Here is a 24,650-nt window from a genome sequence, read left to right as displayed (position 1 = left end):
ACTCATGACGAACGCTTGCTGTCTTTGTAAGGAGGTGATCCAGCCCCAGGTTCCCCTAGGGCTACCTTGTTACGACTTCACCCCAGTCATGAATCACAAAGTGGTAAGCGCCCTCCCGAAGGTTAAACTACCTACTTCTTTTGCAACCCACTCCCATGGTGTGACGGGCGGTGTGTACAAGGCCCGGGAACGTATTCACCGCGACATTCTGATTCGCGATTACTAGCGATTCCGACTTCATGCAGTCGAGTTGCAGACTGCAATCCGGACTAGGACCGGCTTTCTGGGATTTGCTGACTCTCGCGAGTTCGCTGCCCTCTGTACCGGCCATTGTAGCACGTGTGTAGCCCTACCCATAAGGGCCATGATGACTTGACGTCGTCCCCACCTTCCTCCGGTTTATCACCGGCAGTCTCCCTAGAGTTCCCACCATGACGTGTTGGCAACTAAGGATAAGGGTTGCGCTCGTTACGGGACTTAACCCAACATCTCACGACACGAGCTGACGACAGCCATGCAGCACCTGTCTCAGAGTTCCCGAAGGCACTCTACGATCTCTCACAGATTCTCTGGATGTCAAGGGTAGGTAAGGTTCTTCGCGTTGCATCGAATTAAACCACATGCTCCACCGCTTGTGCGGGCCCCCGTCAATTCATTTGAGTTTTAACCTTGCGGCCGTACTCCCCAGGCGGTCAACTTAATGCGTTAGCTGCACCACTAAGTCTTAATAAAGACCCAACGGCTAGTTGACATCGTTTACGGCGTGGACTACCAGGGTATCTAATCCTGTTTGCTACCCACGCTTTCGTACCTCAGCGTCAGTTTTAGGCCAGAGAGCCGCCTTCGCCACTGGTGTTCCTTCCGATCTCTACGCATTTCACCGCTACACCGGAAATTCCACTCTCCTCTCCTAAACTCAAGTTAACCAGTATCAAATGCCGTTCCCAGGTTAAGCCCGGGGCTTTCACATCTGACTTAATTAACCACCTACGCACGCTTTACGCCCAGTAATTCCGATTAACGCTCGCACCCTCCGTATTACCGCGGCTGCTGGCACGGAGTTAGCCGGTGCTTCTTCTATAGGTAATGTCAAGGCATCAGCTCTTAACCAACGCTTTTTCCTCCCTATTGAAAGTGCTTTACAACCCTCAGGCCTTCTTCACACACGCGGTATTGCTGGATCAGGCTTGCGCCCATTGTCCAATATTCCCCACTGCTGCCTCCCGTAGGAGTCTGGGCCGTGTCTCAGTCCCAGTGTGGCTGATCGTCCTCTCAGACCAGCTATGGATCGTCGCCTTGGTAGGCCTTTACCCCACCAACTAGCTAATCCAACGCAGGCTCATCTGATAGCGCGAGGTCCGAAGATCCCCCGCTTTCCCCCGTAGGGCGTATGCGGTATTAGCTCGGATTTCTCCGAGTTGTCCCCCACTACCAGGCAGATTCCTACGCGTTACTCACCCGTCCGCCACTCGTCGGCACCCGAAGGTCCGCTACCGTTCGACTTGCATGTGTTAAGCATACCGCCAGCGTTCAATCTGAGCCATGATCAAACTCTTCAGTTTAATATGGTGTGTGACTAAATAAGATCAGTCACCAATCTTGGCTCGACTAAGAATTAAACGTAAACTGCTTGAATTAACGTGTTGTTCTTGCGTCGAATAGCTTTAACCGCTAAGCTATTCGCCACAAACACCCACACAAATTATTTTGATCTGCTTGTTAAAGAGCTGGAAGACTTTCTCTCCCGTTGAGCCCGCCTATTATACAGAAGCAAAACTCAATGTCAAACTTTATTTTCAATCTCTTTTCCCGTCGTTCCGCTGTTTCGCGGCGGGAAAGCTGAGCATTATACAGCAGCACCCAGGCTCGTCAAGAATTTATTTTCATCTTTTACAAACAAAGATATCACCCCCGCCTTTAATCTACTTTAAATCATTTATTTAACTAGAGATTTTGACTCTCGCAAACTTCCTTTTACCTACCTGATAAACATGCTCAGACCCTTTTGCGAGATGCAATTTGTTATCCGACACCTTTTCACCATCTATCTTAACTGCACCCTGCTTAATCATACGCAAAGACTCCGATGTACTCCCAGTCAAGCCTGCGTCCTTTAATAGATTGGCAATCGGATATTCTTGTTCGACCGAAGCAAGAGTCAATTCGTCCATTTCTTCCGGCATCTGTCCTTTTTGAAATCTAGCTTCGAAATTTTCCAAGGCCTTTTGCGCAGCCGATGAACTATGAAATCTTTCAATGATTTCTTGGGCCAAGCTGACTTTATAATCTCTCGGATTCGCGCCTTCCCGACATTGCTCCCGCCAACGATTGATTTCATCAATCGGCCTGAAGCTCAATAACTCGAAATAGCGCCACATCAATTCATCGGAAATTGACATGATCTTTCCGAACATATCATCCGGCGCATCCGCGACACCTATATAGTTATTGAGTGATTTAGACATTTTTTGGACACCATCCAACCCCTCCAAGATCGGCATAGTCATGACGACCTGAGGTTTTTGCCCATATATTTCCTGCAACTGCCTTCCGACCAGCAGATTGAATTTTTGATCGGTACCGCCCAATTCGACATCGGCCTTCATCGCAACCGAGTCATATCCCTGTATCAATGGATATAAAAATTCATGTATCGCGATCGGCTGCCCGCCTTTATAGCGCTTACTGAAATCATCTCTTTCGAGCATTCTTGCCACGGTATGCTTTGCGGCCAATTGAATCAATTCAGCCGGGGTCATCGCATTCATCCAACTCGAATTGAACAAAACCAAAGTCTTGGCCGGATCGAGTATCTTGAAAACTTGCTCCTCGTAAGTCTTGGCATTTTCAATGACCTCATCACGCGTCAGCGGTTTGCGAGTCACGTTCTTTCCGGTCGGATCCCCGATCATGCCTGTAAAATCGCCAATCAAGAACAAGACTTCATGCCCGCAGTCTTGAAACTGTCTTAACTTGTTGATCAGCACGGTATGCCCAAGATGCAAATCGGGAGCGGTCGGATCAAAACCAGCCTTGATTCTGAGCGGACGCCCTTCCTCCAGTTTTTTCTTCAATTCAGATTCAACCAGAATTTCCTCGGTTCCTCTGGAAAGATACTTCAATTGATCTTGCAATTTAGCCTCCTTTTAAGAAAACATTAATCTAACTGTTATACTGTTGCACTGACGTGGCAAAAGATTCTCAGTATATCAGCTATAATCACAGTTAATATTACTTCTAAACCCAGTTTACTGAACAATTCCACTATCGCATAAAAACCCGTGAAAAATAGAATTTATAAATCCCTGTTTTTAGGACTCAGCTCCGCCGTTGTTGCAAGCGCTAGTTATGCACTTATCACTCCTGAAAGCAAAGTCAGATCTGCCGACATCAACGCCTTTACCAATAATGCTTTTTTAATCGGAACGAATAATCCCTTTAACGATCAGCTCGCGTTTAAATTCGACGATCTCGGCGAACCATCCGATTTCAGGTCAATCGAACATATTATCGAGAGAGGTGAAAATCTTTCGACGATCTTTTCCAAGCTTCACCTAAATAAATCCGATCTTCATCAGATTATTCATGCCAACGAAGCGGGCCGTGAGTTTGCAATGATTTCGTCCGGCAAGACACTTCAAGTCAAAACGACACAGAGCGGTGAACTAACCGAAATTTCGTACCAGAAAAGCCCAATTGAAACCGTCAAAGCGGTACGCGAAAACGACACATTCAATGTCGAGATTTCGAGTAAAACCATCGAAACAACAACTGTCAGCACCGTCGGCACCATTCACAACTCTTTGTTTTACGATGGAAAGCGCGCAGGACTGAGCGACAAATTGATACTGCAACTCGCCGACATCTTTGCTTTCGATATCGACTTTGCATTAGATATCAAAGAAAACGATACCTTTTCGGTCGTTTATGAAAAACATATTGCGGAAGGCGAAGAAGTCGGTTCCGGCAATATTCTTGCCGCCGAATTCAATAATCATGGCAAGGTTTATCGCGCCGTCCGTTTTCAAGACAATTCCGGATCCGCGCATTATTACCGACCTAATGGCGAAGGCTTACGTAAAGCCTTTATAAGAACGCCGGTCGACTTCATCCGTATCAGCTCGCCTTTTAATTTAAAGCGCAAACACCCCATCTTAAATAGAATCCGCGCCCACAAAGGAGTTGATTATGCAGCTAAGACCGGAACTCCGGTTAAAGTGACCGGCGATGGGAAAGTTCAATTTTTAGGCAGACAAAACGGCTACGGGCGCGTCATCATTGTTCAACATGACGACAAACGTTACAGCACTCTCTATGCTCACCTCTCGGCATTCAATAATCGCTTCAAGCAAGGCAGCACCGTCAAGCAAGGTGATATTATCGGCTATGTCGGTCAATCCGGCTTGGCTAGCGGTCCTCATTTGCACTACGAATTCAGAGTAAACGGTATGCATCGAGATCCCTTATCGGTTGCTTTGCCAAATTCGATGCCAATCCCCCCTTCTCTACAAGGGAAATTCAAAGCCGATACGAAGCCCCTTATCGCACAACTGGACCAAGCAAGAGACAGCTTACTTGCCCAGAAGTAACAGGGCATCATAACGTCAATGACCGAACTCTATATTGGCTTAATGTCCGGGACCAGCATCGACGGTATCGATGCTGGTCTTGTCGATTTTAGTAGCGGCCATCCTGAGTTCATCGCCTTCGAATACCATCCTTTTCCTGACCGGATCAGAACCGAACTGACTGAAATTACTTCTTCCGGCCACCCTGTTCTACTAAAAAATATCGGCAAACTTGATACACAACTGGGCAATTTATTCGCACAAAGCGCACAGAGCCTAATCGCTAAAGCGGGCTTTTCTGCTTCGGATATTACTGCAATCGGCAGTCACGGTCACACCCTTTTCCATGCGCCAGAGCTACCCAACCCTTTTTGTTTACAAATCGGCGATCCCAACATCATCGCACAACTCACAGGGATTACTACCGTAGCCGATTTTCGCCGTCGTGATATAGCCACCGGAGGACAAGGCGCGCCACTCGTTCCGGCTTTCCATCAAGCTTTATTCTACTGTCCAGATGAAAACCGTGTGATCGCCAATATCGGCGGCATTGCCAATATAACGATTTTGCCCAAAGATTCGTCGAAACCAGTCATAGGTTTCGATACCGGACCCGGCAATACATTAATGGATACATGGATAAAAAAACATCGAGGAAGTCATTTCGACCATAACGGAGACTGGGCCAGAACAGGTCAAGTCAATAAGCATCTGCTATCGATACTAAAAGCCGACACGTATTTTAAGAGCGCCGCACCTAAAAGCACCGGAAAAGAATATTTTTCACTGGGTTGGCTAACTAAACACCTTCGCGAGTTCTCGGAACAAAAACCGGAGGATGTCCAGGCATGCTTATGCCTATTAACAGCAGAAACCATTTGCGACGCGATCCGCGATTATGCTCCTAGTACCGACAAGGTATTCGTTTGCGGCGGCGGCGCGCGCAATAGCTATTTATTGGAAAAAATTCAGGAGAATTTAAATTGTGCCGTATTCTCGACCGAAGAATACCATTTACATCCCGATCATGTGGAGGCAATCGCTTTTGCTTGGTTAGCCAGACAGACCATGAATAGCCTGCCCGGCAACCTTATGTCGGTTACCGGCGCAAAACAGCCGGTAATTCTGGGCGGAATCTATCCCGGGCACGCCGCATTAAGCGGAAAACGATGATCCGCAACCGCAGGTCGTCGTTGCGTTAGGGTTGCGTATCACAAACTGCGCGCCGGAAAGATCTTCCTTGTAATCGATTTCGGCACCCGTTAAGTATTGAATACTCATCGAATCAATCAAAACCGTCACGCCGCCGTTTTCGACTTGCGTATCATCTTCGTTTACCTCCTCGTCGAACGTAAAGCCGTACTGAAAGCCCGAACAGCCTCCACCCGACACATAAACTCTCAACTTGAGGTTATCGTTGCCTTCTTCGGCAATTAAATCGCCAACTTTCGCAGCGGCGCTATCGGTAAATATAATTGGTTCAGCCATAAAGTTTCTACTATCGAAATTAAAAAGTTATCAAAGTATGACAATACCTAGTTTTTTAGTCAAGATTCAAGGATAAAGCGCTGGCATTTTTAGCCCTTCAGACTCATCAAAACCGAACATTAAATTCATGTTTTGCAACGCTTGACCGGAGGCTCCTTTAACCAGGTTATCAATCACCGACAATACCACCAACATTCTCCCCCCTTGGGGCTGATGAACGGCAATTTGACAAAGGTTACCGCCCCGAACATTACGAGTATCCGGGTGCGATCCATAAGGCAACACATCGACAAACGGCTCGTTAATATAGCGTTGTTCATAAAGTGCTTGAACGGCTTCTCCTCCTTCTAGCAAGGGCGCATACAAGGTGGCATGAATACCTCGTATCATCGGTATTAGATGAGGAACAAAGGTCAAGTCTACAGATCTTTTAGCGATCACCTCCAAACCTTGGATCACCTCGGGTAAATGACGATGGCCACTTGCCGCATAAGCTTTAAAACTCTCGCCCGTCTCTCCCATCAAGGTCGTTAATTGCGCTTTTCGCCCGGCGCCGCTAACCCCGGACTTCACATCGGCAACCAAACGATCAACCTCTACCAAGCCTTTCTCAATCAACGGCAAAAAACCTAATTGCACTGCAGTCGGATAACAACCGGGGCAAGCGATCAAATTAGCATTTTTGATCGCTTCGCGGTTAAACTCCGGCAAACCGTAAACGGCTTGTTCGATCAAATCAGGGCAGGCATGCTCCATGCCGTACCATTTTTCCCATTGTTTCGGATCTTTCAGGCGAAAATCGGCAGATAGATCAATGACTTTGATACCTCGCGCCACCAATTGTTCAGCCATCAACATGGCTGTGCCGTTCGGCGTCGCAAAAAATACCGCATCGCAATCAGATAAGCTATCAACTTCCGGAGCAGTAAAAACCGTATCGATAAAGCCGCGCAAGCTCGGATACACTTCATCGACTCTTTTACCCGCATCATTTCTCGATGTCACGACCGAGACATCGACTTTCTTATGTAAGGCCAAGAGCCGAAGCAACTCCACACCCGTATAACCGGTGCCTCCTACAATACCTACACGTACCATCAACTTACCTCATCCGATTGGTCTGAAAATTAAATCATTGTGCCGATTTCATCATATATACCTTTCACGCTTCACATTTAGGCATTGCCGTATGGAAGTGCCAGGGCGTTAGGCAGATTCACTCGGCGCCGAAAATTGACCGGAAAGAGTACATCTAATAACGAAATCGCCTTGTTAATGCCTGACATTTTACAGGATATCTACTTCGGTTCAGCCGAATTTATTTTTCATGAAGAAAGGGTATCAATGAACTGGCCATTTCGCCATGATTTACGATTGCAGTAATGCCCAATTCGGAAATCAACAAGGGTGTGGAGCGTGCGTCGTGAGGATGTCGGCAACGTGGGAGGATTTTGCTCCTCAACAATTGCCAATCGAGCAACCGAACTCTCCATAAAATGGGGACGTTATTTACGATCAAATTCTATGTGACTGTGCTCGTCTATACTCATCGCAGATGAAAATTCGGCCTCGGGGCGTCCTGTCAAGCGAGTTACCGAACCCGCTACAAGACCTCATGGCTCCAGGAAGTTATTTTTCACGAAAGCCTTATTTAGCGCGTTAAAATCCGAGTCAAAAATTCGCGGTTACGCTCATTCTGAAACTGACCGGCTCGACGGGATGAAAGTGAATGTCCTCGACAGGATCAGCCTCACCTCGCAATTGCGACTCATAGTAATAGTCGATTGCGCTGTCTTTGCGGTTTAGGATATTGAATACTTCGGCCTGCAAGGTCCAAGTCTTGTCGAAACGATACCCAAGCATCGCCGATAACAAAATCGTCGAATCCGAACGAACACTGTTGTCTTCAATCAACGGTCTCGGCCCGAAATAACGCAACCTTGGCCCCCCGAAGAAACCGCCATAAATATCATGAACCGTCGCACCGGTTGCGATCACGCTTTCAATCGCACCGGGAATACGATCGCCGGCCGGATCGTTACCTCGAAAACGCGCTTTCGAAAAACTGAAATCGGCATCGAAGGTCAGCCAATCGGTCGGCGAATAATAATTCGCCCATTCGACGCCGAAACGACGACTAGGACGGCTGGCTTCAGTCGTTCCCGCATCGCCGACGAATAACAATTCGGAATCGATATCGAGCCACCAAACCGACAGCGTGCTTTGCAATCCTTTAAACCAGGTCGTGCGCAGCCCGCCTTCGGCCCCGTAAGTACGAACCAAGGGCACCGCGCGGCTCACCGGATTACCGTCTTCGTCGGTGGTATCGCCGCTCACAGGATCGACGCGCTGATTGACTCCGCGCGCATCGTTACTATGAAAACCGAGACCGCCGTTCAGGTAAAACTCGGTATCGGCCCACGGCCCGAATACGATACCGGCTTTCGGACTAACAATGCCGTCGGTGCGCGTACCGTTGTTTTCGGACCGGTTACTGTCGGAAACGTCGAATTGAAAGCCGTCGAACCGAACGCCCACTTGAGTTCTAAGCCAGGACGTCCAACGGGTCTTATTTTCGAAATACGGGCTGACGTTGGTCACGCGCACATCGTCGCTACGAACGGTATCCCAACTCTGCCGCGCCTCGGTCAACAGCAAACCGTTACGGATCGAGTCGTTCCGCACCTGCAAACCGATGGTGCTGTCGGAGTCGAACGACCCGATTTTATGAAAAAAGGTGTGGCTTGCGTTCAGACCGGATGTCCAGCGCCGATCAGGCTGAGCGAATTGATCGCCACGGTCCGGATCTTCAAGAAAATAGGTAAAGTTCGAGTACAGGTCGAGTTCATGATAAATCCCGTAGACCGTCAGCTTGGATGCCGACACGTCGTCTTGACGATGCCATTCGCCGGTGATGCTGTAACGCCGACTGCTCCCACCGTCGGTCGGATCGAGCGTGCCGAAACGCCCGATCGTTCCGGAGTCGACCGCGCGCAGGGGGATTTGGTCGGTCGCGTTCCAGTCGGCTTTATAGGCCATCGCGGTTACACTCCAGCCCGAGCTTTCGTAATCCTCGCTGTAGCGAAGCACGCCGTTGAATTTCAAATAATCGTTGCTAACCGTCCAGGGTCCCCCGTTATGAACGATTTCGCCGCCATAAAGCAAATTGCCGTCACCGAGCCTGTGCGAACCGGCCGACAGCCCCCGGTAATAATCGAAATTACCGCCGGTAAATCGAGCGATATGTCCGGGCAAGGTATTGGCATATCGTATATCAGCGGCGCCGGCACTGGAAAAGTCACCGTTTTCGGCGTAGTAATTGCCTTTTTGATAATGGATCGTTGCTATCAATTCGGGAATCAGAAAGTTGGTATCGGTCCATCCCTGACCGTGTGCGTGCGAAACTAAATTCACCGGCACGTCGTCAATCTTAGTTAAAAAATCGGTGCCGTGATCGAGATTGAAGCCTCTTAAAAAAAACTGATTCGATTTTCCTTCGCCGCTATGCTGCGATGCGATCAGGCCGGGCACCGTTTCGAGTATCTCGCCGGGCCGAATGATAGGCCTGAACTGCAGCTGCTCTTGCCCTACGTTGCCTTGCGATGCGCTGTCGGCGATGCCGACCAAAGAATCACCTCGCTCGGTCACAACCATCTTGGGAAGTAACTCCAAACGCATCGTTTCGGATTCGATATCCGAACCGCTATCGCCATCATCCTCAACCGTCTGTGCATGAACCGAAGTTCCGAACACTGTGGCGAACGCCAAAACTGCCAAGCGCACCATTATGATGCCGGTACCGTGCAATAATAGTGTCGCGGTTACGAATCCCAAAGCAAACGACAACAAACCGGCAGAAGCAGGCATTTCCTGTCCGTGAGCGTAGCCGTGAAAAAAAGCAAAAAACATCACGACCGAAAGGCTCGCAAGCGCCGACACTCGAATTCTGCGCAAGGCCAACACCCCGAACACCCCAACCGACAAAAGAATCATCGGCTCGACACCCCAAACCGGCAGCCCAGCAACGCCGATTAGACCGCCAAGACACATCACACCGACAAAGGCCAACGGCAATTGCCATACAGAGTGTCTTTTGAGCTGCGCAGCCCAAATGCCGACAGCCAGCATCGTCAATAGATGATCCCAACCCTCGAGCGGATGACTGAAACCACTAAGCCAACCGCTGCTGTCGATGTCCTCGGTATGCGCTTGGGCACACAGCGGAAATAATATCAACGACCAACATAACGACCACATGGCCCAAACGGACTTTTTAGAAAAATAATTCATTCTATACCTCGGTTATTAAACCCTTTTCGAAAGCTTTATCCTGAATTCGGCAGTTTAACCATGAAGCACATGAAGTTCAGAAGGATTCCAAGAACTTACCAAATCCTTCTCGCTAACCTTTTTGGTGAGCGAAAGTTCTATACAAACGCGTAATAAGCTATTGAATTAACTTCCTATTCTTCATGATCTTCATGGTGAAATGCTTTTTCTAGGTTTATCCCTTGCTAGTCAAATTTCGGCAACAGGCGATCGACGGTCCTCGACTGATAAATACGGCACCATCGACAAAGCCTAACGATTTTTTCAGTATGAAAAGGAGTAAGATAACGAAAATTGAATCATTCGTTTTGCTAACTCATTGACCGGTCGCATCAAACCTAAATGATCGCGTAGCGTCACTCCCTCATATTCGGCACGGAATAAGTTTCTAAATTTCAATTCCGGAACGACTAGATCTACAAAATCGTCAAATCCTCCGGGGAAATATGGCGGCATGATAGCAAACCCGTCAGCGGCTTCGCCTATAAACCACTCCTCCAGCTGATCGGCAACTTGCTTTGGTGTGCCGATAACGGCTCGATGTCCGCTGTCATTAAGCCTTAGCAATGACACAGACTCGACGTCCATCAGCCCGCTTATCGATTCTATCGAGGCATTCTTGAAACAGTTATGATCGAACCATTCCGGTAATGCTTGTTGCAGACTAGACTCTGTAGTACTTTCATTGTCGAAATCAAAATTAAACAACTCTAATCTTTTCACAGCGTTTAGCGATTTCTTGAGTAAATGATATTTTTCATGAGCCGCCTCGGTTGTCTCTGCAACAACAGGTACCACGCACGACATAATTTTTAGCTGAGAAGGACACTTACCGAAATTGAACGCTTTTTCTTTTAGCTCGGAATAAAACAGCCTTGCCTGTTGTTCATTCTTCTGTCGAACCAAAACCACTTCAGCACTCCTCGCCGCCAATTCAATATCCCTATCGGATAAGATATTTTGAACCAGTACCGGGTGATCATAAGCGGTTCGTTCCATGTCAGCCGCATCCGACTTGTTGCTTTTATCGACGATCCCAGGTAGATCATTACTCCCATCTTCAACTTCCCACATTGCCCACAAAGAAGTTACTAAGTCGATATAATCGCGAGTTCGCTCCGTAAGAATATTTCGATCATTATTATTTTCCGTTCCGGGATTCCAACCGGCCCGCCCTCGACTGATATGAGCTAGGGCGGAAAAAGAACCTGCCAGACCATAAGGATCGGAGTAGTCGCAGCATGCCGGCGCCACTAAACCGATCCGATCGGTAACACGCGTCAACGCAATCAATAACTTTACCGATTCATCATCTTGAGAATGACAGAACAATGACGCATCGGAACTCATAAAGACTGCATCAAATTTAGCCTGCTCGGCCTTTATCGCAACACGCTGACAATCGGAAAGATCCCAACCGGAGACACCTCGCCCCTGTTGTCGCCGCCTATTCGACAAATGACTATTGCTCGTCGGTAAAAAAACGCCCAGTTTCATTTGCCTCATGAATGCCCAAGCCTCATCTTTATCACTTCCCCTAACCCTTTCATTAGAATTTAAACCGGTTCTTCGCAAATCACCGATAGCAATCGACGACAATAGTTACCATCCAGTAGAGAAAGCAAGGATAATGCCAGTATTTTTTTACCAGTTGATGACATCTTCAAGGAAGTTAGGAGTCAGCATGAAATATACTCATCGCAGATGAAAATTCGGCCTCGGGGTGCCCGTCAAAGGACGCCGTAAATACGTCCATGTAGGCTCTATGCCAGCTCCATGCTGGCAAAGCCTTTACCGGGCACCCCGAGGCCTCCTCCGGCACTGCCGAAATTTGAAATGCGAAAGGTATAACGCCGACAAATGTTGGAAGGGGGGGCGATGACTCGATTGACAGGTGCTGGGTTAGCGGCGTCCTGTCAAGCGCGTCATCGAATCGCTACAAAGCTTAATGCTTACAGAGGTTATTTTGTGTATATTCCTTAGCAATAACAGCGCGTTTTGGCTTTATGCCATCTAATATCGCCGCTTTAGCCACATGTTATATGCCCCAATTTTGTGCCAAATGCCATATTTTGATTACCAAAGATAATTTTCACATATCGCGTTTCGAGAGTACCTAGGGAGGCGCAGGGAAAGGTCAAAATAAAAGCTTTGCCAGCCTAGATGCAGGCATAAAGAGCCCGCAGAGACGTATTCACGGATTTCTGTCAATCGAGCAACCGAACCCTTCATTAAATTAGGGAATTCATTATGATTAAATCTTAAAAACAATCCTCTCTGCCGGGCCTCATCTTGAATACGACCGGCAGTCTGAACTGCATCCAGGCTAGCGAAATACTCCATGACGATAACGCACCGATCAAGGTCGCTTTAAACGCCGTCCATCCTGAAATCAAACCAATCGGCACCGCAGCCGTCAGTCCAAACACTGCAATGATCAAGAACATTAAACCAATACCGATATTCGCGAATAATTTACGTCTCCATTGCCGTAATAAACTTAAAAAGTCTTCATCGATTCCCGAAGCGCGAACCCATGTCGAAGCATCGGCCGGCACGAAAAACGGCTTTCGACTATAACCGTCCCGCCAACTGTCGATCAATAACTCGCTAGCCTCATGAATACGGTTAGCGGTCAAACCGCCGAGATGTTTGAATCGTTTGAATACCTTCTCGCGCATGATCAAATAGCCGCGAAAAGATTTTGCAGCGACTTTATATATCGGCCACCGCCAAAACTTACGGGTTTCCTTAATTAGCGTTTCATCTAAAATGAAGGATGCATGCTCCATCCCTAGTTGATTAATGATCATCGCTGCCGAGAGCCGGTGGGCTAATCCCGGTAGATGAGGCATGTAATCGCCAAGAAACCCCATCAGCGCTTCAGTCAGAACGACTCCCTCATCGGAGGGCCCTGCTTGCCTCTGCTGTATCGCCTCGTAAAGAGCCAGCGCCTCATCCCAATTATCGGTCAATAACGTCTGATCGACGCCCATGATATAGCCGATCAAACGCCATAAATGCAGAAAGGCCTCTTTTTGCTCAAGGCTAAGCGGCAACCCCCAGGTTTCAAGCCCCCTCGGGATGACCAATCCGAAAGTCAGCAAGGTGTAGGCTAAATCCTCTTGATTGACCGGAACGCCGAAACGCTCGGTGTCCCATGGCGACTTTCTGTGGCTCATGGTTTCAGCCAGCGACTGGGGATTCTCTTTATTGCCCCAAGGACGGCAGTTTCCTGGCTGAGTCAGCATGAAACGCATCGATGCATGTAAAAACCGGACTTTTTTAGCGGCAATATAGCCTTTACCCCATAAATAACGCTTAGGTTTACCTCGTAATGTTTCGATTTCCGCCCGAATTAAAGCGGGATCGAGCTGAATATCCGGATTTCCGGCCATCCGACAACAGCCGCGCCCCTGTCGCTGCCACCGTCCTTCTTTATCCAGTTTTTGTAATACCTCAAGGAGCAATCGGTCGTCCTCGAATTCGGCATCCTCGACAATTTTGATACCGCCCTGATCCATCGTCGCGGCCAGCATCAACCCCGTTTCATAGATGCGTTGAAATATGTATTTTTTCTCGCGCAACTTTTCGGTTTGATAGAGCGCGGGGATACCGTTTTTCATCAAATAACACGCCGGCAAACTGGCGGCATACAATGTAATAAGCGTGATTAACGTATTTTCCTGCCATAGTTTGGTGCCCAGAGCCAGTTTAGCCGCGTCGACCCAATCAGGCGCCTCCATCGGATCATAGTACTCGATCAATAGTTCCGGCATCGATTTCAACTGGCGGCTCAACCTCGAATCATTGATAACCGCCAATTCCGGCGCCTCTATCAATTTGTCGGCAAGCAACAACAGCGCGTTATAATTGAACCGACCGGACGGTTCGCCCTGCTGGTCCTGCAACACTTCGGCGACCAAACGATCAATCTCCGGATCGCCGATTTGACGATAGGCATTCAAATCGATCGACTGCCATTTCTGCATAAGCATCATTTCCCCCCCGTAAATATCGAATTTATTGTTTTTGTTAATAATAGGACAGAAATTACCCGTTTGAATATATTCTCGCAGCTTACTTCTTTTTGATCGAAAAACCGTCTACGAAAAAAGGTATGGAATGTACCTAGCGAGAACTGGACTTAACCCATAGGGGATTTGGCGAAAGGCTTTTTAATGAAACGATAGCGCGATGAAGAAATAAACTTAAATTCGGCAGTTAAACCATGAAGCACATGAAGTTCATGAAGGATTTCAAGAAATTACCTAAATCTTCTCGCTAACCTTTTTGGTGAGCGAAAGCTTGATTCATACGCGTAATAAGTTATTGAATTAACTTTCTATTCTTCATGATCTTCATGGTGAAATGCTTTTTCTAGGTTTATTGTTATCCAACCGTCTCGACCTTCCCTCACCTAACCTAACGCTAGGTGAGGGACGACCAGCCAGTAGGGTACGCTGCGCGTACCATGGCATCCCACCAATGTCGATCTTTCCCAAGCTCCAGCTTGGTAAAGACACCCCGGAAGCTCCCCCTTCGACATGCTCAGGGCAAGAGCTTCCTGAGACCGACACAACCTCCGCAGACTCTCAATCAACCCCGACTCGCTCGTTCAATCTTTCTTGATTTTCGGGAAGCTAGAGCTTCCTGAACAGGTTACCCAAGCTGGAGCTTGGGTAACCGCATATTTTAGTTTTTGCGGCCTCGATACCATTTATCCTACATTCGGCAGTTCAACCATGAAGCACATGAAGTTCATGAAGCTCATGAAGTATTTCAATAGATTACCTAAACATTGCAGCTAACCTTTCGGGTGACCGAAAGTTGTTCATAAACGAATGACAAGTTATTGAGTTAACTTCCTATTCTTCATGATCTTCATGGTGAAATGCTTTTTCTAGGTTAAATATCGAAGTCTAGCTCGAAGCCGCCGTAGGCGAAAATCGGCATTCCGGGACGAGGGCCATAAGGCTGTCTCGATACAATATATTCTTCATCATTGGCATTTTGTACGCCGCCGAGTAATTTGATACCTTTTGTCACCTGGTAATAGGCCGAAACATCGACGATGACATAGTCGTCTGTTTTACCGAAACGCGAATCGGGATTGCCGTTGCCGTCTATTTGCAGAGAGGTATTGCTCGCGCTGGTATAAGTTTCACCGACATAGTTGCCGGTCACGTCGACCCCCCAGTTTTCGAAATGAATACCGCTGCCGAAACTAACCGCATACTCGGGGATATATGGCACTCGATTGCCTTTTTTACCAAAACTGAAGATCGACTCTGCATCTTCTGAAGCTGCATCGCTTAATTGGACGGTATCGGTGTAGGTAAAGGAAACGAAGTAAGGATTACGGAAACCCCAGCCGAAAGCCTGGCCCGCATCGAAATTCAGAGCCACCTCAACACCGCGCGAATCGACTTCGCCGAAATTCTGGTTATTATCGCTACCTGTGCCACCGATGCTATCGATAACCAACAAATTTTCAAATTGCGTATAGAATCCGATGACTTCGGCTGAAAATGCGCCACGAGAATAACGCGCACCCAACTCATAAGCATTACTGGATTCCTCGGTCATGCCATCGACGACAGCATCCTTAGCTCCCGGCGGAGAAAAGCCCTTATGCACGCTGCCGAAGACCATTAGATCCTCATTAAATTTGTAATCCAAGCTTGCACCGCCGGCATACATATCCAACGAGCTTGAGCCGTTTTGATTAACACCATCTCTGACTGGCCGATCATAGTCTTTATTTACCTGATTCAGATGTTCGTAACGAATACCCGGTGTGAACCCCCAATTACCGAATTCGATCCGGTCCTTAAGGAAAAATGCATAGGCACGCGTATCTTGCCTTCTGTTATCCTGCCCTCCCGGCAATGTGTCAGGCGCACCAAAGTTATTGCCGGTTATCGCACCGTTTACGTCCTGGTTATAGGTAATCTGATGTTGGAAACGTTTTTCGCCGTCCTCATGATAGCGGAAACCGCCACTCAGTTCGTGATGCGTAGCGCCTAAATCGAAACGGTAGTTCGCGACCGACTCGACACCGCCCAGATAATATTCACGGTTATTGTCTCTGACCCGCAACCCACAGTCCAGACGGCCCTTCAGACACTCCAAACCCAGGCCGCCGTTCGCACCCGCCAACGCGGAAGCCAAGCCCATATTCCCCGGCGTCCCGCCGCGAATATCCTGTAGCTTGCTCCAATTCCTAGCGAACTCGCTGTAATAAGCCGTCGTAACGATATCCAGATCTTCGGTCGGCGAAATGAAATAACGTGCGAAGCCTCTGAAATGCTCGGTTTCGATATTGTCGAAACGAGACGCGGCATAACGGCGGTAGGGATCGCGTCTAAAATCGGCATCACTCAATCCGAGATAAGTCTCATCGGCATCCATGTTCGAATAGCCGAATTTGACCTCGAGTCTTTGGTACATTTCGGTATTCGGCTCCCACATTAAGCGCACCATCGGCTCGACCTGTGAAAAACCAGTTCTGTCGCTGCCTTCATAACCTGCGGTCGAATCGATCGTTTTGAAACCGTCGGAACGCCGGTAAAAACCTTCGACCAGATAACCGAAGCGGCCGAATTCGGTGTCGTGCGTCTTACCAACATAACCATGAGAACGGACTTCATCGTAACTGCCGTAAATGGTCTTCAGATATGCCTTGCCGTCCTCCGGAATCGGCGTCGACAAATAGTTCAACACGCCGCCGGTGATATGCGGACCGTATTTGACCTGACTACCGCCTTTCATGACCTCGACGCCGCTCATACGGCCGCCGGCAGGATTAAAATAAGCGGCAGGAGACGAATAAGGCGCAGGAGCTGTCAAAACGCCGTCTTCCATTACAGTAATCTTGGCGCTACGCGTCGTATCGACGCCGCGGAAACTGATATTCGGAAACAGACCGAAACCATCTTCCTCGCGAATATTGACTCCGGGTACTTTACGCAAAATACGGTTGATATCGCTATACGTCTGATCGCGAATATCGCCGGTATCGAGATATTGCGCCGAAGCTGGCATATCCCGAGCCTTACTCGGGTCGCCGATGATCTTGACCGTATCGAGTATGGTCGGCGGCGCATCTTTGTCGACAGCCTGTGCCGCCGTCGATACACCGACTAAAAGACAGGCCAGCGATAGCGGCCCGATCACCCGTTTCGAATGAAACATAACTCCCCCAAATGATATTGATTGTTTTACAACCGGACGCAAACCGGAATGGTTTTTTGTGGATCAAAAAAAGTAAACGCATACAATACAGCAAGCGTTATTAATAATCAATATCATTCGTATAGAGATTTAAAGGCTGCTCCCTTTTTTAAATCTCCTGAAAATTACAATTTAATACAGCCCTCTCCAAACAAAAACGGCGCCTTAAAGGCGCCGTAATCTTCAACTTCAAATTTGTGTGTAATTAGAAACGTATGATTGCGTCGGCAGAAATAAGAACCTGATCATCCGAAGCACCAGCATCGTAAGCGTTCGCACCGGTTACCCAATCGTATCTGATTTCAGGTCTTAACATCAGCCAGGATAGCGGAGAATAATTTACACCGGCCGTAATCGCGAAGAAATGGTTGGCATCCCCGGTAACTTGAGTACCGTCTTGATCGCGGAACCATTCAAAACGAAGACCGGTAGCCAATTCATCGTTAACATCATAAGTTAAATATTGGTTGAGGCCATACCATTTGGAATCGCCACCCAATTGATAAACATTGTCTTGCACACCAAAATCGTGCTGCAAGGTATAGTGCAAATTATCGAGAAAATCATGTGATAAAACAACACTATACATCGATCGGTGACGCTCGATTTTAGAACCGTCTACGGTATCGCCCCTATCGGCCACGATAGTATCACCTGTAATGAAAGAGACTGCCAACGAGGTTTTTTCGTCATCGGTCGTATAACTCACGCCACCGAGAAAATTAGCCGGCTGTTGAAAGAACGAGTCCCAACCTGAAACCACACCACCCGTCAACTCGATGTTACTTGTCAAAGGATAGGACATTAATACACCGGTATGCGTAAACGGTTCGCCATACTGCATAGTATAAGCATGTGAAAAGAAAAAATTATCCGGTGCGGTAACCACTTCATTGCCGATAATGGTATAAAAATGACCGACTTTAGTCGTCAAACCGTTTCCGATCGGCGCGAACAATTCGGCATAGACTTGCGGAAATGCCAGCTTATAGAATCGCGATGAAGAGTCGACGACGAGATTATCGTCGAAGTTACCTTGCGTAGTAAAACCCGCATCCACACCATAAACAACATCGGCACGAAAACCCAAATCCCACTTATTGCTCTCGGTATCGACCGCTTTTTCTATATAGCCATATAATTGATGCATATGGAATTCGTTCGAACGGTTATTGAATGTTACCGGCCCATTCGTTTTGTCTCGCGGATCATCCGGGTTGCCGGCTATACCGGCGGAAACCCAACCGCCAAACTCGATTCCGAGATCGCGCATCGGCGCGGTTTTATTGATATCGGAACCCGTTAAACTCTCAATTAGACCTTCATCATCAGCCTGCACTGCCGAAGACATCAGTATCGCGCTTACAAGAGTCAATCGCCAACCATGTTGCTTTTTATTTATGTACATAAGTGTCGCCTATTTAAGTAGAGTAGCTATCGGAAAATATTCTTGTGAATCAGTAATTCGACTACCTTAGATTAATCTTGTTTGTTAACTAAAGCTTCTGACCTCAATGATTCGCCATGATTTTAAGCGTAGCCTTTGTTGCGTTTTACGCAAAATGTAGCATTAAAGATACAACCCGTTTTTTATAAAGCAGACAATATGCCAATATTAAAATACACTTAACAAACAACGCATAATAAAATAAAACCTCTAGCGGCATGAATGCAACCGCCCTTTTATAGGGCGCATTAATCAACAAAAGCACAATTTAGGTGCGCCAATGATTGCGCGATAAGACCTTGCACCTTTGAGATACTTCTCTCAAGCATCACAACCATGTCTCAACCCTATAATAATGAAATAAACCTATGCTATAAAACCAATGCGAAAACGACATAAAACCGCAACACCGAAGCCTCGAATATTCTCATAACCAAGGCCCGCTTATTTCTCGTAAAGCAATTCAAGATGATGTTACCTTGTTTTTTCAATATAATGGCAAGTTAAACGACTTTAATTTGAGCCCATTTGCATATGCCCTAGGATTCCGGATACTAGCCATACTCGTAGCCAAGCGCCCTTTTAATCGTAACCGGAGCTAATTAAACGCCCTGGTTAAAAGCTTAAAGCCGCATCAACTTTTAATGATTTGACCTCCCATAAGGTCCACGGAGAACCCAAGCTATGACAGCAGCCAATACCAAACCTTTAGGAATCACGGAAGTCGTATTACGCGACGCGCACCAGTCGATTCTGGCGACACGGCTTCGCATCGAAGACATGCTGCCGATCTGTGAAAAACTTGATAAAGTCGGCTATTGGTCATTGGAAACCTGGGGCGGCGCCACTTTTGACGCCTGCATCCGTTATCTAGGCGAGGATCCATGGGAACGCCTTCGTCAATTGAAAGCGGCAATGCCCAACACCCCGCAACAAATGTTGTTTCGCGGCCAAAACATACTCGGTTATCGGCATTACGCCGACGATGTCGTCGATAAATTCGTCGAGCGCTGTGCAGTCAACGGCATCGATGTGTTTCGAATTTTTGACGCAATGAACGATATGCGCAATATCGAACGCGCGGTAAAAGCGGTTCTGGCAACGGACAAACATGCCCAAGGCACGATCTCGTACACAGTCAGCCCCGTACATACGCTCGACATGTGGGTTAATCAAGGCAAGCAGATTGAAGACATGGGCGCGCATTCGCTTTGCATCAAGGATATGGCCGGCTTATTAACACCCTATGCCGCTTATGAGTTAGTCGACCGCCTCAAACAAAGCTTATCGATTCCGGTGCATTTACATTGCCACGCCACAACCGGACTGAGCGTCGGAACACTGATCAAAGCCGCCGAAGCCGGTATTGACAATATCGATACAGCAATATCCTCGCTTAGCATGACTTACGGACACAGCCCCACCGAAACCATGGTTGCCGCATTTGCCGGCCAACCACGAGATACCGGGCTCAACATCAAAAAACTGGAAGACATTGCCGCCTACTTCCGCGACATCCGTAAAAAATACGCGCGTTTCGAAGGCAATTTAAAAGGCGTCGACAGCCGCATTCTGACCAGCCAAGTACCCGGCGGAATGCTGACCAACATGGAAAGCCAATTGAAGGAGCAAAATGCCGCCGACCGCTTCGATGAGGTGCTGGAAGAAATACCGCGAGTCCGAGAAGACCTAGGCTTCATTCCGCTTGTGACGCCAACATCGCAAATCGTAGGCACACAAGCGGTCATCAATGTATTGACCGGCGAACGCTATAAAACCGTCACCAAGGAATCCGCCGGTGTATTGAAAGGCGAATACGGCGCCACGCCGGCTCCGGTCAATGCCGAACTTCAAGCCAAGGTGCTTAACGGCGCCAAACCGATCACCTGCCGTCCAGCCGATTTGCTGGAACCCGAAATGGACAAATTAATCGAGGAAGTCCGCGCCAAAGCCAAGGAAGAAGGCGTAACATTAGCCGACAGTCTCGAGGAAGACGTACTGATTTATGGCTTATTCGCCCAAATCGGCTGGAAATTCATTAGCCATCGCGGCCAGACCGAAGCCTTCGAGGCCCCGCCTTCGAACGAACCCGCAGTCCCTGTTCCGACCGCACCGCAAAAAACCGCCGGTCAAGCCGAAACCTACAGCGTCAACGTTGACGGCAAAATCTTTAATGTCTCGGTTGCGCCGGGCGGAACAACATTCGACATTAAGTCGGCAACGGCGCCATCGGAAACTGCTCAGCCAATCAGTTCCGGAGGCGCGGTCGTTCAAGCGCCAATGGCGGGTAATATCTTGAAGATCAATGTCGGAATAGGCAGCCCGGTAAAAGCCGGCGACGTGGTCGTGATCATGGAGGCGATGAAAATGGAAACCGAAGTTCGCTCAAAAACCAGCGGCACGGTATCTATCGTCCATATAAAGGAAGGCTCTTCGGTAACGGTCGGCGACGCACTGATTACCTTGTAAGTGAGATAAAACACCGTTCGTGCTTAGCACTACCAAAGCATGAACGGTCCTAGCCTTAACATCGCGCCGGCACTTTCCCTAAATCCAACACCTACTTTAAATAAATAAGGATCAAGACGCGCCGGATGAGGATAAATAGAAGCACTCTTCAATTTATAATAAAAAGCCTCAGGTTAATGAATTCAGTCCATTAGCGTTTCCTAATTCCAGGCTTTGTCTCTGGTAATGGTAACTATTCAGTCCCCCCGACAATTATCGTTCCCACGCTCTGCGCTCGCCGTTATACACAAGTATCGGTAAACTTGCTAAACAGAGGTCATCGTATAACTGGAAACGGTGCTGTTTGATAAATCTGCGGATATTGAACATCAGTGGCTTTCCCTCACCTAGCGTTAGGTGAGTGAAAGTCGGGAACGTTAGGCGACAAAAAATGGCATCGAGGCCTCATTGACTAAGATTGCAAAACAGTAATTTTTTTCTGGTTCCCACGGTCCTCCGAGGGAACCCACATTTTGTCAGCCGAGGCAAGATCGGTATGCATTCCCACGCTGGAGCGGTGGGAACGATGGAGTATGAAAAATAATTACTGCTAATGCGCGATGCACTCAACAATTATTCAGAATAAAAATCAACTTTAATCGAGATCATTTATGGAAAAATTAAACTTGCTCTGGCAAAGCACCGGGATCTACAACATCGAAACCGGCCAGGCTTTTATGATGATGGTAGGTTTTTTACTTCTGTTTTTGGCCATCAAGAAAGGCTTTGAGCCTCTATTACTTCTACCGATCGGTTTCGGCGCAATACTCAGCAACATACCGATTGCAGACATGGCCGAAGAAGGCGGTCTCTTATACTATTTATATTTCGGTATTAAAACCGGTATATTTCCATTATTAATATTCATGGGGGTCGGCGCGATGACCGACTTCGGACCGATGCTGGCCAACCCGAAGACCTTATTATTAGGCGCTGCGGCTCAATTCGGTATTTTTTCAACATTATTAGGCGCATTGGCCTTAAACATGGTTCCCGGCCTCGAGTTTTCGCTTAAGGATGCCGCAGCGATTGCCATTATCGGCGGCGCCGACGGGCCTACGGCTATCTATGTTGCTTCGAAACTAGCCCCCGACTTGCTCGGAGCGATCGCAGTTGCCGCTTATTCCTATATGGCGCTGGTGCCGCTCATTCAGCCGCCGATCATGCGTGCATTGACTACGGAAAAAGAGCGCATGATAGAAATGGAGCAGCTCAGAGCCGTCAGCAAATCCGAAAAAATCTTGTTCCCACTACTGCTATTGCTGTTAACCGCCTTGCTTTTGCCTTCCGCCGCCCCCTTGGTAGGCATGTTTTGTTTAGGCAACCTAATGAATACTTGCGGGGCGGTCGACCGTCTGAGCAAGACCGCGCAAAACGAATTAATCAACATCGTCACGATTTTCTTAGGCCTTTCGGTCGGCTCTAAGTTGAGCGCCGAAGCATTTCTGAAATTCGAAACACTCGGTATTTTAGGCTTGGGCGCGATCGCTTTTTGCATCGGCACCGCCGCCGGAGTCATCATGGCAAAAATCATGAATAAATTCAGCAAAACACCGGTCAACCCGCTCATAGGCGCGGCCGGTGTTTCGGCAGTCCCAATGGCGGCCAGGGTAGCCAATAAGCTAGGTCTTGAAAGCAACCCTCATAACTTCCTACTGATGCATGCAATGGGACCGAACGTTGCCGGGGTGATCGGCTCCGCCGTCGCGGCCGGGATTTTGTTGAGCTTGGTTGATTAGAAATGGGCATGATGTAGATTCAAGTCGCCCCCAGGCGCTTGCCTTGCCGGTTTCCTCGTTTTTTAGTAACGGAAGCCGCTCTATGTACTCTTTTCTTAACCGGCGGCACGCTACGCGTAGTGCGTTTTTTAGCCTTTTTTTCCGCCCCCGACCGAACCTCTAATGAAACGGCTTCGTAACCGGTATCGGCAACGCGCGGTATCGACCGTTTTAATAATTTCTCAATCGCCAAGAGCATCGGCGCTTCCTCCGGACAAACCAGCGAAATAGCCTCGCCGACCCATCCTGCGCGACCGGTTCTGCCAATACGATGCACATAATCCTCGGCCACGGATGGCAAATCGAAATTAACTACGTGCGGCAATTGATCGATATCGAGACCACGCGCGGCAATATCGGTCGCGACTAAAACCGCTATCTTCCCGGCTTTGAATCCCGCCAAAGCACGCATCCTCGCGCCTTGAGATTTATCACCGTGCAATACCCCAGTCCGAATACCATCCTTGATTAATTGTTCGGCCAAACGGTCTGCTCCATGCCGGGTTCTAACAAACACCAAGACTTGTCGCCAATTACCGCTGCCGATCAGGTAAGATAATAATTCCCGCTTGTATTCGCGCTTAATCGGATAAATACGTTGTTCGACGGTATCGGCATCGATCGTTTGCCGCGGTGCTTCAATTGCGACCGGATCATGCAGTAACCGCCCTGCCAGAGCTTTTATCTCATTAGAAAACGTCGCCGAAAATAACAAATTTTGGCGCTGATTAGGCAGCAATGCCAGTATTGCATCGACCTCACGCTTGAACCCCATATCCAACATTCGGTCGGCTTCATCAAGAACCAATATTTCGACTCGCCCCAAATCGACATTGCCTTGACGAGCATGATCTAACAATCGCCCCGGAGTCGCGACAATAATATCGCAACCGCGCCTCAATTGTTGAGCTTGACCGTTCATGCTCACGCCGCCGAAAACCACCTCGCTAAACAACGCGACATGCTTGCCGTAATCTTTGAAACTTTGATGCACTTGTACTGCCAGTTCGCGAGTCGGCACTAATACCAATGCACGAACAGGCCGAGGTTTTTTGTTAATCGTCTCGCTCAACCGCTGCAGGATCGGTAACGCGAAACCGGCCGTTTTTCCGGTTCCGGTTTGCGCGCCTGCCATGACATCGCGTCCGTCAAGAATAAGCGGAATGGCTTTTTGCTGTATCGGTGTAGGCGTTTCATAACCTTGTTCCGCAACGGCTGTTTGGAGTTGGGCAATAAGCCCAAGAGATTCGAATGTCATAATTTTCAGATGGGGAGAATATAGTTGCGGGTTGATAA

13 protein-coding genes and 1 rRNA gene are annotated in these 24,650 nt (G+C 48.2%); 4 read left to right on the top strand and 10 right to left on the bottom strand.

Translation table 11 applies throughout. The features are described 5' to 3' along the window. Positions 1 to 27: 27 nt before the first annotated feature. Together WJM45_RS02795 and tyrS are read right to left on the bottom strand one after the other, a co-directional pair. Positions 28 to 1,562, bottom strand: a 16S ribosomal RNA gene (locus tag WJM45_RS02795). Positions 1,563 to 1,940: 378 nt separating this feature from the next. Beyond that, on the bottom strand, positions 1,941 to 3,134 hold the full coding sequence (gene tyrS, locus WJM45_RS02790) for a tyrosine--tRNA ligase (protein ID WP_341327480.1): 1,194 nt from the start codon (positions 3,132 to 3,134) through the stop codon (positions 1,941 to 1,943). Between the two features lie 147 nt (positions 3,135 to 3,281). Between tyrS and WJM45_RS02785 the strand changes: the two genes are divergently transcribed. After that, positions 3,282 to 4,589, top strand: coding sequence for a peptidoglycan DD-metalloendopeptidase family protein (locus WJM45_RS02785; RefSeq protein WP_341327479.1), 1,308 nt, complete (start codon positions 3,282 to 3,284; stop codon positions 4,587 to 4,589). 18 nt (positions 4,590 to 4,607) lie between these two features. After that, positions 4,608 to 5,741, top strand: coding sequence for an anhydro-N-acetylmuramic acid kinase (locus tag WJM45_RS02780; protein WP_341327478.1), 1,134 nt, complete (start codon positions 4,608 to 4,610; stop codon positions 5,739 to 5,741). Here WJM45_RS02780 and erpA read toward each other — a convergent pair. The 7 genes from erpA to WJM45_RS02745 all read right to left on the bottom strand — a co-directional run bounded on the left by erpA (position 5,724) and on the right by WJM45_RS02745 (position 19,029). After that, positions 5,724 to 6,056 (bottom strand): iron-sulfur cluster insertion protein ErpA, encoded by a 333-nt coding sequence (gene erpA / locus WJM45_RS02775; protein ID WP_341327477.1) that lies wholly within the window; start codon positions 6,054 to 6,056, stop codon positions 5,724 to 5,726. The genes WJM45_RS02780 and erpA overlap by 18 nt on opposite strands. 66 nt (positions 6,057 to 6,122) lie before the next feature. Beyond that, on the bottom strand, positions 6,123 to 7,154 hold the full coding sequence (gene argC / locus WJM45_RS02770; protein WP_341327476.1) for an N-acetyl-gamma-glutamyl-phosphate reductase: 1,032 nt from the start codon (positions 7,152 to 7,154) through the stop codon (positions 6,123 to 6,125). Between the two features lie 573 nt (positions 7,155 to 7,727). Beyond that, a complete protein-coding gene (locus WJM45_RS02765) occupies positions 7,728 to 10,346 on the bottom strand; it encodes a TonB-dependent receptor (RefSeq protein ID WP_341327475.1) in 2,619 nt (872 codons plus the stop codon). Positions 10,347 to 10,649: 303 nt separating this feature from the next. Further along, on the bottom strand, positions 10,650 to 11,882 hold the full coding sequence (locus WJM45_RS02760; RefSeq protein ID WP_341327474.1) for an LLM class flavin-dependent oxidoreductase: 1,233 nt from the start codon (positions 11,880 to 11,882) through the stop codon (positions 10,650 to 10,652). 764 nt (positions 11,883 to 12,646) lie between these two features. Then, on the bottom strand, positions 12,647 to 14,377 hold the full coding sequence (locus tag WJM45_RS02755) for an oxygenase MpaB family protein (RefSeq protein ID WP_341327473.1): 1,731 nt from the start codon (positions 14,375 to 14,377) through the stop codon (positions 12,647 to 12,649). 916 nt (positions 14,378 to 15,293) lie between these two features. Next, on the bottom strand, positions 15,294 to 17,582 hold the full coding sequence (locus tag WJM45_RS02750; RefSeq protein WP_341327472.1) for a TonB-dependent receptor: 2,289 nt from the start codon (positions 17,580 to 17,582) through the stop codon (positions 15,294 to 15,296). A gap of 244 nt (positions 17,583 to 17,826) precedes the next feature. Further along, positions 17,827 to 19,029: a porin gene (locus WJM45_RS02745; RefSeq protein ID WP_341327471.1), complete on the bottom strand. Its 1,203-nt coding sequence runs from the start codon at positions 19,027 to 19,029 to the stop codon at positions 17,827 to 17,829. A gap of 723 nt (positions 19,030 to 19,752) precedes the next feature. Here WJM45_RS02745 and oadA point away from each other — a divergent pair. Continuing rightward, positions 19,753 to 21,537: a sodium-extruding oxaloacetate decarboxylase subunit alpha gene (oadA, locus tag WJM45_RS02740; RefSeq protein ID WP_341327470.1), complete on the top strand. Its 1,785-nt coding sequence runs from the start codon at positions 19,753 to 19,755 to the stop codon at positions 21,535 to 21,537. 650 nt (positions 21,538 to 22,187) lie between these two features. Next, positions 22,188 to 23,315 (top strand): sodium ion-translocating decarboxylase subunit beta, encoded by a 1,128-nt coding sequence (locus WJM45_RS02735; RefSeq protein WP_341327469.1) that lies wholly within the window; start codon positions 22,188 to 22,190, stop codon positions 23,313 to 23,315. A 19-nt stretch (positions 23,316 to 23,334) separates the two neighbouring features. Here the strand turns inward: WJM45_RS02735 and WJM45_RS02730 are convergent, their stop codons facing one another. Further along, on the bottom strand, positions 23,335 to 24,612 hold the full coding sequence (locus tag WJM45_RS02730) for a DEAD/DEAH box helicase (RefSeq protein ID WP_341327468.1): 1,278 nt from the start codon (positions 24,610 to 24,612) through the stop codon (positions 23,335 to 23,337). Between the last annotated feature and the right edge of the window lie 38 nt (positions 24,613 to 24,650).

Source organism: Methylotuvimicrobium sp. KM2 (assembly GCF_038051925.1).
Lineage (GTDB): Bacteria > Pseudomonadota > Gammaproteobacteria > Methylococcales > Methylomonadaceae > Methylotuvimicrobium.
Note: the sequence above shows the minus strand (reverse complement) of the source record. Positions and strands in the feature narration are given on the sequence as shown.